This window comes from Actinomadura sp. NPDC049382 (assembly GCF_040677125.1).
GTDB classification, from domain to species: domain Bacteria; phylum Actinomycetota; class Actinomycetes; order Streptosporangiales; family Streptosporangiaceae; genus Spirillospora; species Spirillospora geliboluensis.
Window position 1 is genome coordinate 1 of record NZ_JBFARO010000107.1, and the last position, 13141, is coordinate 13141.

The following is a 13141-nucleotide window of genomic DNA, read 5'->3' on the forward strand; positions in this document are numbered from 1 at the left end:
GACTCGCCGACGCCGCCGGGGCGCTGCGCATGGCGGCGCCCGCCGAGCTGGAGGGCATCGCCCGCACCGGCGGCGTGCCCCGCGCGGAGCTGGCCGGGCTGGCCGCCGCCGACGGCATCGAGATCCGCGAGCCCGACCCGCTGCCGGCCGCCGCGCCCTACCCGGCGTACCGGAAGGTGCGCGAGTCGCTGGACGTGCTCGGCAAGCGGCACCTCGCCGACTTCCTGTTCGGCGCGCGGCTGACCGGGCCGATCCGCGTCCTGGACGGCTTCGCCGCGCCGGGCGGCGGCCCGCGCCTGGACCGGGACGCCGTCGCGGCGGCGGGCGCCGAGTGGGCGCGCCGCAGCCGCGACACGAGCACCACCCACGCCGACACCGTCCTCGCCGCGCTCCGCTCGGACGCCGACCCGCACGCCCTGCTGCTGTTCGACGTGACCGACCGGCTCCGCGAGCGGCTGCGGCAGCGGGCCTCGGAGCGGGCGCTGCTGCGGCACGCGGTCGAGGACCTCGGCATCGACCAGGGCGACGCGCGCCGGCTGGTGTTCGCGCTCGTCCGGGAGGGCGGCCCGGCCACCGGCGGCGGCCCCGCGGGCCGGCTGCGCGCGCTCCTCGACGCGGGCGACGTCTACGCCGCCGCCGAGCTCGCCGACGCGGCGAAGATCCCGCCGCCCGGCCCCGGCGCGGAGCCGCCGGAGGAGGAGGCGCTCGCCGCCGAGGCCCGGCACCGCCTCGACACCGCCCTGCGCCTCCGCGAGACCGCCGCCGCCGAACCCGACCCCGACCGCGCCTTCCGCCTCCTCGCCGACGCGCTGCGGCTCGTCCGCGACCTCCCCGGCGCCGAGCACCACCGGCGCCGGCTCCCGCCCCGTCCCGTCCCCGCCCTGCACGCCGACGTCGACACCGGCGCCGGCGCGGCGGGCGTCGCGGTGAGGCTGTCGTGGGAGGCGTCGCCCTCCACGGCGGGCGAGATCACCTACCACGTCGTGCGGCGGGCCGGCCGGGCGCCGCGCGACGTGCGCGACGGGGAGCCCGTCGCCGGGACGCTGGACGAGCGCCCCCCGGTGAACGTCCCGCTCTACTACGGGGTGTTCGCGGTGCGCGGCGAAGGCGTCGCGGCGCCCGCCGCCGCGGGGCCCGTCGTGGTGCGGCCGGAGCCCGGCGACGTCGCGCTGACCGGCGGGGACGGGCAGGTCACCGGGCGGTGGCGGTGCCCGGCGGAGGCGGCGCGGGTCGTCGTCCTGCGCGACGGGCGGGCCGTGCCCGCGGGCCGGGACGGGTTCCGGGAGCGGGTGCCCAACGGCCGGACCCTCCACTACCTGGTGTGCGCCGTCTACCTGGACGCGGCGGGCCGCGAGGTCATGACGGACGGGGTGCGCGCGTCGGTCACGCCGACCGCGCCGCCCGAGCCCGTGTACGAGCTGAGCGCGGCGGCCGACGACGCCGATCCGGGGCTGGTGCGGGTCCGGTTCGCGCCGCCGAAGAACGGGGCGGTGGAACTGGTGCTGTCGGACGGGCCGCCGCCGTGGCCGCGCAGCGCGGTCGTCCCGCTGGAGGAGGTGCGGCGGGAGACGCGGCGCCTGGCCTGCACCCCGGTGCCGGGCGGGCTGGACGTGCGGCCCGGCGCGGGCGGGTGGCTGCTCGCGGTGACGGTCGCGGAGGGCACCGCCGCCGTCGGCGCCTACCACCGGCACGTGAACCTGCCGCCGCCGCGCCGGCTGGTCGCCGAGCGGCGCGGCGCGTACGTGCACGTCGGGTTCGACTGGCCGGCGGACGTCACCGAGGTCGCCCTCGGGTACTCGGTCGGCGGCGACGAGCGCTCGGAGGTGGTGACGCGCGCCGCGTACGACACCCAGGGCGGCATCCGCATCCCCGCCCCCGAGGAGGCGGCCGTGGCGCTGTCGGTCGCCGCGGCCGGGACGGTCGGCGGCGCGCGGGTGACCGGGCCGCCGGTGACGACCGCGCTCGCGGCCCGCGCGGTCGTCCACTACGACGTGCAGCGGTCGGGGCCGCCGTGGCGGCGGTCGCTGACGATCCGGCTCACCGCGTCGCGGCCGCTGCGGGTGGCGCGGCTGTCGCTGGTGCTGCGCGCCGGGCGGGTCATGCCGCACCGCCCCGGCGACGGCGACACGCTCGGCGCGTGGGAGCAGGTGCCGGTGCCGGGCGAGCTGTCGCTGGCGGCGCCGGCGGCGTCCGGCCCGTACTGGCTGCGCTGCTTCGCCGACGACGACGGCGTCGAGCTGAGCGACCCGCCCGTCCGTCGGCTGCAGGTCGCCGGATGACGCGGCCGCTGGCCCGGGCGGGGTTCCCCGGGGTGCCGTCCAGGCAGGGCATCACCTGCCCCTACTGCTTCGCGGCGGTGGCGCCGCAGCGGGTGCTGTTCCGGTGCCGCGGGCAGGCGGGCCGGCGGCGGGGCTGCGCGCCGGTGCTGGACGAGTCGCTCGCCGCCTACACGGGCTCGACGGCGGGCGCGTCGCTGCCGCCGGTGTTCGCCGCGTCCGGGCGCAAGGGCCGCGCGGACTGCCCCGACTGCGGGCTGCCGACCGGGAACCGCGCCTGCCCGGAGTGCCACAACCCGCTGCCGTCGGCGTACTGCGACTCGCCGGGCCGGATCGTCGCGCTGGTCGGGGCGAAGAACGCCGGGAAGAGCACCTACATCGCGGTGCTGCTGCACGAGCTGATGAACCGGGTCGGGACGGAGCTGGACGCCTCGCTCGTGGCGTGCGACGACCGGACGATCGAGCGGTACAAGCGCGACTTCGCGCGGCCGCTGCTGGAGGAGCGGCGGCTGCTGCCGACGACGGCGAGCGCCGCGACCGGGCCGCGCGAGCCGCTGGTGTACCTGCTGACGCGGACGCGGCGGGGCCGCTTCGCGCGGTCCCGCAACGACTCGCTGGCGCTGGTGCTGTTCGACACCGCCGGCGAGGACCTGCGCAGCCGGGAGGCCACCGACCTGCACCTGCGCTACCTGGAGGCCGCCGACGCGGTCATCTTCCTGGTCGACCCGCTGGAGCTGCCGGGCGCGCGGGCGGGCGTGCGGGACGCGGTGCCCGGGCCCCGCGCGGCCGGCGACGACCCCGACAGCGAGCCGCTCAACATCATCGCCCGGGTCACCGAGGCGCTGCGGCAGCGGCACGGCACCCGGCCGGGCGCGCCGCTGCCGGTGCCGGTCGCGGTGGCCCTCACCAAGATCGACGTGCTGCGGCCGGGCTTGCTGCGGCAGTCGGCGCTGCACCGGTCGCGGTCCGGGCAGGGCGTCCTGGACCTCGACGACAGGGACGCGGTGGACGAGCAGGTCCGGGCGCTGCTGCACGAGTGGCAGGCGGGGCAGCTCGACACCTACCTCGGGCAGCAGTACGCCCACCACGCGCTGTTCGGGCTGTCGGCGCTCGGCGGCGTCCCCGAGGGCGGCCGGGTCGGCGCGGGCGGCGTCCGCCCGTACCGCGCCGAGGACCCGCTGCTCTGGCTGCTGTACCGGTTCGGGATGCTGGACGGCGTCCGCCCCGGGGGTGGGTAGTGGCCTGGCAGCTGCACTACACCTCGGCGCGGCGCGGGCCGACCGGCCGGGCCGGGTTCCAGTTCGTCGCGGAGACGCCCGGCCTGCCGGACGGGGTCCGGGCGGGCGTGACGCCGTACCTGTCGTACCGGCCGCCGCCGGACGCGCCGCCGTCCCCCGGCGAGGCCGAGCTGGGCCTGTTCCCGGTGTCGCTGCTGTACGACCGGGTCGGCGGCCGCCCGCTGCTGCTGCGCTGCCGCTACCTCGGCCGCGACTACTCGGGCCGGTACGGCAACTTCTTCGCGCACGCGGTGGTGGCCGAGCCCGACGAGCTGGAGGGGATGCGGCCCGCCGAGCTGTGGCAGGCCGCGCACTGGGCGCACGCGCCCGCGCCGGACGCCGTCCTCGACCCGCTCGACGAGCTGGACCCGGCCGCCGCACTCGCCCCCGAGGCCCTCGCCGCGTGGCTCCCCGAGTCCGGCCCGGACGACCCGTACGCGCTGCTCGCCCGGCTGGTGGACGCGGTCGCCGGCGTGCTCGCCCGCGGCCACGGGCGCGTCGTGCTCGTCGCCGACGACGTCGAGCTGGTCGCGCGGTGGATCGCGGTGGTGTCGTACTCGCTGCCGGTCGCGGCGGCGGCGCGGCTGTCGTTCGTCACCTACACCGCCGACCCGGACGGCGCGGCGCAGCGCCTGGTCGGCACGACCCCCGCGATCTGGGCGGGCGAGCGGCACCACGCCTCGCACGCGTCGGCGTTCGACCTGCGCGCGGGCGGCGCGGACGGGGCGGCGAGCCGGTTCGCGCGGACCGTCGCGGACTGCTGGCGCGGCGCCGACTTCGGCGGCCTCGACGCGCTCGGCGAGCTGGCGCCGCCGGACGACCCGGCGCGGGAGGGCGCCGCCGCGCTGCTGGCGCTGTGCCGGGGCGACGCGGACGTCACCGCCGCGGAGCAGGGCGCGGCGGCGGAGCTGCTGGCGCGGCGCGGGCCCGCGATCCCCGGCTGGGTGTGGCGCGACCTCGTGCCGGGCGTCCCGTCCATGGGGCCGGGCCTGGCGCTCGCCGTGCACGAGCACGCCCCGGCCGCGCTGCGGGACGACGTCCTGGACGGGGTGGTCGCCGGGCTCGCGGCGGGGCGGGCGTCCGCGCTCACCCCCGACCACTGCGACCTGCTCTACCGGCACGCCGAGCGGCTGCGGGCGGCGCCCGACGCCGCGGTCACGGTGCTGACCTCGGTCGCCCGCCGCCGCCCGGGGCGCCGGATAGCGGTGACGGGCGAGCTGCTGCGGCTGGAGTGCGACGGCCTCGACGACGCGCTCCGCGAGGTGTGGGAGGCGCCGCCGTCCGCCGGCGAGTGCACCGACCTGCTCGACGCGCACGGCGCGCATCCCGCGCTGGCGGGGCTGCCGTCCCGCACGTTCACGCGGCTGGCGTTCCCCGGCGGGGAGCGCCTCACCGACACCGCGACGCTGCGGCTCGCCGAGCGGGTCGCGGAGCTCATGCCGGACGGCCGCGCCGGGCGCGACGCCGCCGTGGTGAAGGCGTACGCGGCGGCGGTCACCGCCGGCCCCGAGCGCGCCGCCCGCGCCCTCGCCGGGATCGCGGCGGCCGGCGGCGCGTCCCGGCAGCTCGCCGGGGAGGCGTTCGCCGGGGCGGTGCGGCGGCTGGCCGCGCGGCCGCCGCGGTACCGGGCGGAGCTGCTCGCGGCGCTGCCCGCGCCCGTCCGCGCCCGGGTCGCCGAGCGGTGGACCGCCGAACTGGCGGGCCGCGTGCGGGCCGGGCGGGGCCCGCTGCTCGGCCGCGAGGTGGACCAGCGCAACGACCTGGTCGAGGTGGTGCTGCGGCTGCGCGGGCGCGGCGTCGCCGAGCCGTCCCTGGACGCGTGGGCGCGGGCGGCGGCGGGGCGCTGGCTCGCCGGCCGGCAGCTCGAGGCGCGGCTGTCGCGCAGCCCCGAGCTGCGCGCCGCGCTCCGCGACCTGCTCGCCGAGGGCGGGGGGTGACCGCGTGCATCCGATCATCGTGCTGCTGCTGATCGCCGTGTGGCTGGCCGCCATGTGGCTCGGGTTCATGTACGTGTTCCCGGTGCTGTTCGCCGCCACGCTGGTCGTCGCCGGGGCCGCCGCGCTGGGGGTGTACTACCTGCACGCGTGCCGGACGCTCGCGCCGTCCAGCCTGGAGGGCCCGTCGCCGGTCGCCGCGCCGGACACCGCGTACCGGCACTACCTGCTCGGCCAGGTGTGGCGCGACTGGTGGACGATCAGCCGGACGGTCGTCCCGCAGGTGTACCGGACGGCCCGCGCCATCGTCACCCGGCTGACGCGGACGCTGCTCGGCGGCCCGTGGGGGTTCTTCGTCTTCCCGGTGTGGCTGGCGCTGTGCGCGGGCATCGTCGCCGCCGCCGTGCCCGCGTCGGTGTTCGTGCTGGCGCTGACCCTGCTGTACGGGGTCGTCGCGGCGGTGGGGCTCGCGGCGTGGCTGGCGTGCGTGCTCGTCCTCGCGGCGGTGGAGCGCGGCTTCATGATGTACGGGCGGATCCTCCAGACCTGCCCGCACCCGTTCTGCTACGAGCGGATCGGCCTGCCGGAGTACGAGTGCCCGGGGTGCGGGGCGCGGCACCGGCGGCTCTCGCCCGGCGCGGGCGGCGCGTTCCGGAACGTGTGCCGGTGCGGGGCGCGGCTGCCCACCACCGTTCCGCTCGGGCGGTTCCGGCTCGCGGCGTACTGCCCGCACTGCGGCGGGCGGCTGCCGGAGCGGATCGGGCGGGTCCGGGTGGAGCCGCTGCCGTTCGTCGGCGGGCCGGCCGCGGGCAAGACGACGTTCATGGTCCTCGGCATCCGGGCGCTGCACGCGCGGGCCCGTGCCGCCCACGGGCGGCTCGCGTTCGTGGAGCAGCGGCACGCGCAGGCGTACGCGGGCGCGATCCGCGAGTTCCAGCGCGGCGGGCGCCTCGCCAAGACGGGCCCCGAGCTGCCCCTGGCCACCATGGTGGACGTCGAGCTGCCGGGGCGCGCGCGGCGCATCCTCTACCTGTTCGACCCCGCCGGCGAGCACTACACGGGCGCGACGGAGGTCGAGTCGCTGCGCTACCTGGACCACAGCGAGGCGCTGCTGTTCATCGTCGACCCGTTCGCCCTCCCCCACCTGCGCCGCACCCTCACCGGCGACGAGCGCGCGTTCATCGACGACGCCGCCGCGTCCTCGGAGGAGGACCCGGCCGACACGCTGCAGCGGGTGCTGAACGACCTGCGGTCGCGCCCCGACCAGGGGCGGCAGAAGCGGGTCGCCGTCGTCGTCACCAAGACCGACCTGCTGGCCCGCACCGAGGTCGGCCGCTGCCTCGCCGAGGACACCGACCTGCGCGAGTGGCTCGGGCGCGTCGGCCTCGGCAACACCGTCCGGACGCTGGACCAGGTCGCCGCGCAGGTGCGGTACTTCGCGTCGGGGCTCGCCACCGACCCGGCGGACGTCGCCGACCTGCTCGGCTGGGTGACGGGGCTCGGCCCGGCCGGGGCGGCGGACGGCGACGCGCCGCTCACCGACGCGCCGCAGGACCCGCCGGGCACCGCGCCGCTGCGCGCCCCCTGGCCCGTGCGGGGGCGCGGCGCGGGCCGCGTCCCCGTCGGCTACCAGGTCGGGCGCTGGGCGGTGCTGGCGGGGGTGTCGGCGCTGACCGTCGCCACCGTCACCGGGGCGGCCGTCGCCGCCGCCGAGCGGTTCCCGTTCTGAGCCGTGTGACGGAGCCCACCTCCTGACATGGAAGATAACGGACCGTCATCGGCTTGACGCCTGTCGGAACACTTCCCCGCTCCGAGAGGCACTCCATGACGACACCCGCGCCCGAGGCGCTGCTCGCCCTCGACACCGCCGCCCAGGACCTGCTGTTCCGCGAGGCCCGCACCGCGAACACCTTCAGCACCGAGCCCGTCGGCGACGACCAGCTCCGCGCCGTCTACGACCTGGTCAAGTGGGCGCCGACGGCGATGAACATGCAGCCGCTGCGGATCGTCGCGGTGCGCAGCCCGCAGGGCAAGGAGCGGCTCGCCCCGCTGATGAGCGAGGGGAACCGCGCGAAGACCGTCGCCGCGCCGCTGACGCTGATCGCCGCCGCCGACGAGGACTTCCACGAGCACCTGCCGGTCACGTTCCCGCACCGGGAGGGCGCCCGCGAGGCGATGGCGGGCAACCCGAAGCGGCCCGAGCTGGCCCGGTTCAACGCCACCCTCCAGCTCGGCTACCTGATCCTCGGCATCCGCGCCGCGGGGCTCGCCGCCGGGCCCATGACGGGGTTCGACGCGGACGCCGTCGAGAAGGAGTTCTTCCCGCAGGGCGACGTCCGGCCGATCGCCATGATCAACGTGGGGAGGCCGGGCCCGGACGCCTGGTTCGCCCGCAACCCCCGCCTCGACTACGAGAGCGTCGTCACCACCGTCTGAGCCCCCGGTCCCGGGTCCGCCCGGCCGCGCCCGTAACGCGGCCGGGCGGGCCCGCCCCCAACGGAGCCCCCATGACACGGACGGCCGGCCGGAGCGCCGACCCCCGCCCCGCCGGGCCGCCCGACCGGCGGCTGGTGCTGATCCTCCTGCTCGGCGCGCTGACGGCCGTCGCGCCGCTGTCGATCGACATGTACCTGCCGGCGCTGCCCGCGCTCACCGAGGACCTGTCGACCGGTGCGGTGCAGGCGCAGCTCACGCTCACCGCGTGCGTCGCCGGCCTCGCGGTCGGGCAGGCCGTCGCGGGGCCGCTGAGCGACGCGCTCGGGCGGCGCCGGCCGCTGCTCGCGGGCCTCGCCGCCTACGCCGCCGCGTCGCTGCTGTGCGCGGCCGCGCCGACCGTGGAGACGCTCATCGCGCTGCGGCTGGTGCAGGGCGCCGCCGGGGCCGCCGGCATCGTGATCGCGCGGGCGGTCGTCCGGGACCTCTACGACGGGATCGCGGCGGCCAAGTTCTTCTCGGTGCTGATGCTGGTGAACGGGCTGGCGCCGATCCTCGCGCCGGTGCTCGGCGGGCAGCTGCTGCGGCTCGTCCCGTGGCCGGGCGTGTTCGCGGTGCTGGCCGGGGCGGGCGTGGCGCTGTTCCTCGGCTCGCTCGCCGGGCTGGAGGAGACCCTGCCGCCGGAGCGGCGCCAGACGGGCGGGGTGCGCGCGACGGCGCGGACGTTCGGCGCGCTGCTGCGCGACCGCGCGTTCGCCGGGTACGCGCTCACGATAGGGCTGGCGTTCGCGGCGATGTTCACCTACATCTCCGGGTCGCCGTTCGTGCTGCAGGGCGTCTACGGGATGTCGCCGCAGGCGTTCGGCCTGGCGTTCGGCGCGAACTCGCTCGGGATCGTGGCCGCCGGGCAGCTCGGCGGCGCGCTCGCCGGGCGGGTCGCGCTGCGGCTGCTGCTGGCCGCCGGGCTCGCGGTCGTCGCCGCGGGCGGCATCGGCCTGCTCGCCGCGGTCCTCGGGGGCGCGGGCCTGCCCGGGGTGCTGCCCGCGCTGTTCCTGGTCGCGGCGGGGCAGGGGCTGGTCCTGCCGAACGCGACCGCGCTGGCGCTGTGGGGGCGGCCGCCGCGGGTCGCCGGGAGCGCCTCGGCGCTGCTCGGCGTGACGCAGTTCGCGCTGGGCGGCGCCGCCGCGCCGCTCGCCGGGATCGCCGGGCCGGACACCGCCGTCCCGATGGCGGTGTCGATCGCCGTGCTGGCGGTGCTCGCCGCGGCGGTCGCCGCCGGCGCGACCCGGCCGCCGAAGGTTGCGTCACAGAACTGACTCGGCGTAGGTTCGACGGGTGATCGTCCGCATCGGCATGGCCCCGGCAGCGTCCACCCTCACCCCCGACGCGCTGGGCGCGCTCGCGCTCGGCCTCGAACGCGAGGGCTTCGACTCCCTCTGGGTCTCCGAGCGCGTCACCGGCCCCGCCCTGGACCCCGTCGTGACCCTCGCCTACGCGGCGGCGCTGACGTCCCGGATCAAGTTCGGCACCGCAGTCATGACGCTGCCGGGCCGCTCCCCCGCCGTGCTGGCCAAGGAGCTGGCCTCGCTGGACGTCCTGTCCGGCGGGCGGCTGCTGCCCGCGTTCGGGCTGGGGCAGCGGCACGCGGGCGAGCAGCAGGCGTTCGGCGTCCGCCGGGAGGAGCGCGCCGCGATCTTCGAGGAGGCGCTGCCGCTGCTGCGCCGGTTCTGGGCCGAGGACGAGGTCACCCACGACGGCCCCCGGTTCCGCTACGAGGCGCTGCGCGTCCGGCCGAAGCCCGCCGCGCGGGGGTTCGACGTGTGGATGGGCGGGACGTCCGAGCCGGAGCTGCGCCGCACCGGGCGGCTGTCGGACGGGTGGCTCGCCGCGTTCACCACCCCGGCGGAGGGCGAGCGCGGGCGGCGGGCCGTCCAGGAGGCGGCGGCCGGGGCCGGGCGCGAGATCGAGGAGGAGCACTTCGGCGCGGTCGTGCCCTACCGGCGCGGGCCGCTGCCGCCCGAGGCGGAGGCCCGGCTGGCGCGGGTGCGCCGGATCAGCGGACCCGCCCCGCTGGACGACCTGGTGCCCGACCTCGACGGCCTGGCGGCCCATCTGGAGCGGCTCGTCGGCGCGGGGCTGTCGAAGTTCGTCCTGGCGCCGCTGGCGCCGCCCGCGGACTGGGACGCCGAGCTCGCCGACGTCCGCGACGCCGCCCTGCACCTGCAGACCAGGCGCTAGGCCGGACCAGGCGTCAGACGGGAACAGGCGCTACGCGGACGGCGGCGCCACCAGGGCGGCGAGGACGAAGCCGGCGACCTCCTCGGCCAGCAGCTCCGCGCTCTTCGGGCCGTCCGGGCGGTACCAGGCGGGCATCTGGTTCACCATGCCGAGCGCGACGATCGTCACGGTCTCGGCGGGCGTGGCGTCGCTGAACACGCCGCCGCGCTGGCCCTGCTCGATCAGGCCGCGGAACGTCTCGTGGTAGCGGCGGCGGTCCGCGCGCAGGGCGCGCATCCGGGCGTCGTCCAGCCGGTCCTTCTCGCGGGCGAACACCTTCGCCTCGTCGATGTGCTCGGCGGTGCTGCGGATCAGCCCGGTCAGCACCCCGCGGACGGCCTCGCGCGGCGGCAGCCCGCGGGCGAGGACGGCGTCGAGGTCGCCGAGCTGGCGGGCGATCAGCGAGTGGTAGATCTCGTAGAGCAGATCGTCCTTGGAGTCGAAGTAGTGGTAGAGCGCGCCCTTGGTGACCTCGGCCGCCTCGACGATGCCCTGGACCGACGTCCCGTCGAAGCCGCGCTCGGCGAACAGCCGGAGCGCGGCGTCCAGGATCCGGCGCTCGACCGCACTCCGCCGCGCGGGCGCGGCCGGCTCCGGCGCCTGTTCCGTGTCCGGCGGCTGCTGTGTACCCGTCACCGGGGGGCACCTCCTTCGGAGCGGGGCATTGACGCGGGCGCGTCCCGCGTCTTAGCTTGCCAGAAACCGACCGGTCGGTATGCGCCCCGGCGGCCCGGTGGCGCGCAGGCCCAGCGTAGGGAGAGCCGATGCCCGCAGTAGAGACCGTCCGCGGCCCCGTCGACGTCACCGGCCTGGGACGCACCCTCATGCACGAGCACGTCTTCGTCCTCGGCACCGAGAACGTCGAGAACTACGGCGCGGGCGACTGGTGGGACGAGGAGGAGAAGGTCGCCGACGCGGCCGCGAAGCTCGGGGAGCTGGTGGAGCGCGGCATCCGCACGATCGCCGACCCGACCGTCTGGGGGCTCGGCCGCTACATCCCGCGGATCCAGCGGATCGCCGAGCTCGTCCCCGACCTCAACATCATCGTCGCGACGGGCATCTACACCTACCACGACATCCCGTTCCAGTTCCTGCACCGGGGCCCCGGCACGATGGTGGACGACGGCCCCGACCCGATGATCGCCGACTTCACCCGGGACCTGACCGAGGGCATCGCCGGGACGGGCGTCAAGGCCGCGTTCCTCAAGTGCGCCGTGGACTCCCCCGGCCTGACCCCGGGGGTCGAGCGCATCCTGCGGGCCGTCGCCGCGACGCACCGGGAGACGGGCGCGCCGATCACCGTCCACACCGAGAGCTCGATCCACGCGGGCCGCAAGGTCGTGGACGTCCTGCGCAAGGAGGGCGTGGACCTCACCAAGGTCGTCATCGGGCACGCGGGCGACAGCAACGACCTCGACTACCTGATGGAGCTGGCCGACACCGGCGCGATCCTCGGCATGGACCGGTTCGGCCTCGACATCATCAACCCGACCGAGAACCGGGTCGCCACGGTCGCGGCGCTGTGCGGGCAGGGGTACGCCGACCGGATCGTGCTCAGCCACGACGCGAGCTGCTTCATCGACTGGTTCGGCCCCGACCCGGCGACCGTCCCGGCGATGCAGCCGAACTGGAACTACCGGCACATCAGCGACGACGTCCTGCCCGCGCTGCGCGCCGCGGGCGTCACCGAGGCCCAGCTCGACCAGATGCTGACCGGCAACCCGCGGCGCTACTTCACCCGCTGACCGGCGGCACGGAGCCACCTCCTCCACTTTTCGGACTATTTCCCCGGTATCGGGAATCATTGGAGGAATCTGCGGGAGGAGGCACCGAGGTGAGCGAAGACCCCGTGCGTCGCGGCGCCCGCGCCGCGGTTCCGATGCTCCTGGTCGCGCTCCTGGCCCTGCTCGCGCCGGGCTGCCGGGTGATGGAGAACGGCGCGCCCGAGGACGCGCCGGCGCCCGTCACGACCGCGGCGGCCAAGCCGTCCAAGCCCAGCGGACGGCGGCCCGGCGTGGTCAACATCGAGACCGAGCAGGAGCTGAACGGCACCCGCGCCGCCGGGACCGGCATCGTGCTCACCGCGGCCGGCCTCGTGCTGACCAACAACCACGTGATCCGGGGCGCCACCGCGATCCGGGGCACCGACACCGACAACCGCCGCACCTACCCGGCCGAGGTCGTCGGCTACGACCGGGCCGGCGACATCGCGGTGATCCGGCTGGCCGGCGCGTCCCGGCTGAAGACCGCCGCGTTCGGCTCCGCGGCCGGGGCGGACATCGGCGACGTCGTCACCGCCGTCGGCAACGCGGGCGGCAAGGGCGGCAACCCCAGCGTGGTCACCGGCAAGATCACCGGGCTGGAGCAGTCCGTCACCGCCCGCGACGACACCAACGGCACCTCCGAGCGGCTCACCGGGCTGATCGAGACCAACGCGCCGATCAAGCCGGGCGACTCCGGCGGCCCCCTGCTCGACACCCGCGGCAAGGTCATCGGCGTCAACACCGCCGCGTCCGCGGGCCTGTCGACGCGGGGCGCCACGCCCGCGAAGGAGCACCGGGGCTACGCCATCCCGTCCGACCGGGCGCTGGAGATCGCCCGGCGGATCCAGCGCGGCGAGGCGTCCTCGACCGTGCACATCGGGCGGACGGCCATGCTCGGCGTCAAGGTCCGCTCCAACGGCCGCTCCCCCGGCGCGCTCGTCGCCGAGGTCGTGCCCGGCACCCCCGCCGAGGCGGCCGGCATCCCGGTCGGCGCCGCCATCGTCGCCTTCGGCGGCGAGGCCGTGGACTCCCCGTCGACGCTCACCTCCCTGATGCTCGGCCGCCACCCGGGCGACAGCGTCCGCGTCGAGTGGACGACCAGGCAGGGCGCCCGCATGCAGGCCACGCTCCAGCTGGCGGAAGGGCCGCCCCAATAACGGCGCCCGCCGTGCGACAGTGGA

10 protein-coding genes are annotated in these 13141 nt (G+C 77.3%); 9 read left to right on the forward strand and 1 reads right to left on the reverse strand.

The features are described 5' to 3' along the window. The 7 genes from AB0K34_RS36395 to AB0K34_RS36425 all read left to right on the forward strand — a co-directional run. Positions 1-2279 (forward strand): hypothetical protein (locus tag AB0K34_RS36395; protein ID WP_364553348.1); only part of this gene is annotated, 2279 nt, incomplete at its 5' end. Then, the gene (locus tag AB0K34_RS36400; RefSeq protein WP_301178226.1) at positions 2276-3514 is read left to right on the forward strand and encodes a GTPase; all 1239 of its coding nucleotides are present in this window, start codon (positions 2276-2278) and stop codon (positions 3512-3514) included. The genes AB0K34_RS36395 and AB0K34_RS36400, both read left to right, overlap by 4 nt. Next, entirely contained in the window at positions 3514-5490 is a 1977-nt protein-coding gene (locus AB0K34_RS36405) for a hypothetical protein (RefSeq protein ID WP_364553349.1), read from the forward strand. The genes AB0K34_RS36400 and AB0K34_RS36405 overlap by 1 nt, the downstream gene beginning before the upstream one ends. Positions 5491-5494: 4 nt before the next feature. Beyond that, positions 5495-7216 (forward strand): hypothetical protein, encoded by a 1722-nt coding sequence (locus AB0K34_RS36410; RefSeq protein ID WP_301176716.1) that lies wholly within the window; start codon positions 5495-5497, stop codon positions 7214-7216. 95 nt (positions 7217-7311) lie between these two features. Then, entirely contained in the window at positions 7312-7923 is a 612-nt protein-coding gene (locus AB0K34_RS36415) for a malonic semialdehyde reductase (RefSeq protein WP_301176715.1), read from the forward strand. 71 nt (positions 7924-7994) lie between these two features. Further along, entirely contained in the window at positions 7995-9236 is a 1242-nt protein-coding gene (locus tag AB0K34_RS36420; protein WP_364553350.1) for a multidrug effflux MFS transporter, read from the forward strand. 19 nt (positions 9237-9255) lie between these two features. Next, complete coding sequence (locus AB0K34_RS36425; RefSeq protein WP_364553352.1) at positions 9256-10158, forward strand: LLM class flavin-dependent oxidoreductase; 903 nt, start codon at positions 9256-9258, stop codon at positions 10156-10158. 30 nt (positions 10159-10188) lie between these two features. Here AB0K34_RS36425 and AB0K34_RS36430 read toward each other — a convergent pair whose 3' ends face one another. After that, positions 10189-10833, reverse strand: a complete 645-nt coding sequence (locus AB0K34_RS36430) for a TetR/AcrR family transcriptional regulator (protein WP_138637677.1) — start codon at positions 10831-10833, stop codon at positions 10189-10191. Between the two features lie 128 nt (positions 10834-10961). Here AB0K34_RS36430 and AB0K34_RS36435 point away from each other — a divergent pair, with 128 nt between their 5' ends. Together AB0K34_RS36435 and AB0K34_RS36440 are read left to right on the forward strand one after the other, a co-directional pair. Next, positions 10962-11942, forward strand: a complete 981-nt coding sequence (locus AB0K34_RS36435) for a phosphotriesterase (RefSeq protein ID WP_138637678.1) — start codon at positions 10962-10964, stop codon at positions 11940-11942. 89 nt (positions 11943-12031) lie between these two features. Beyond that, the gene (locus AB0K34_RS36440) at positions 12032-13117 is read left to right on the forward strand and encodes a S1C family serine protease (protein ID WP_138637679.1); all 1086 of its coding nucleotides are present in this window, start codon (positions 12032-12034) and stop codon (positions 13115-13117) included. Positions 13118-13141: the final 24 nt, after the last annotated feature.

Bases quoted from the DNA above. Each gene is read 5' to 3' on its own strand.
- AB0K34_RS36435 (WP_138637678.1), top strand. From the start codon at position 10,962: ATGCCCGCAGTAGAGACCGTCCGCGGCCCCGTCGACGTCACCGGCCTG.
- AB0K34_RS36400 (WP_301178226.1), top strand. From the start codon at position 2,276: ATGACGCGGCCGCTGGCCCGGGCGGGGTTCCCCGGGGTGCCGTCCAGG.
- AB0K34_RS36415 (WP_301176715.1), top strand. From the start codon at position 7,312: ATGACGACACCCGCGCCCGAGGCGCTGCTCGCCCTCGACACCGCCGCC.
- AB0K34_RS36420 (WP_364553350.1), top strand. From the start codon at position 7,995: ATGACACGGACGGCCGGCCGGAGCGCCGACCCCCGCCCCGCCGGGCCG.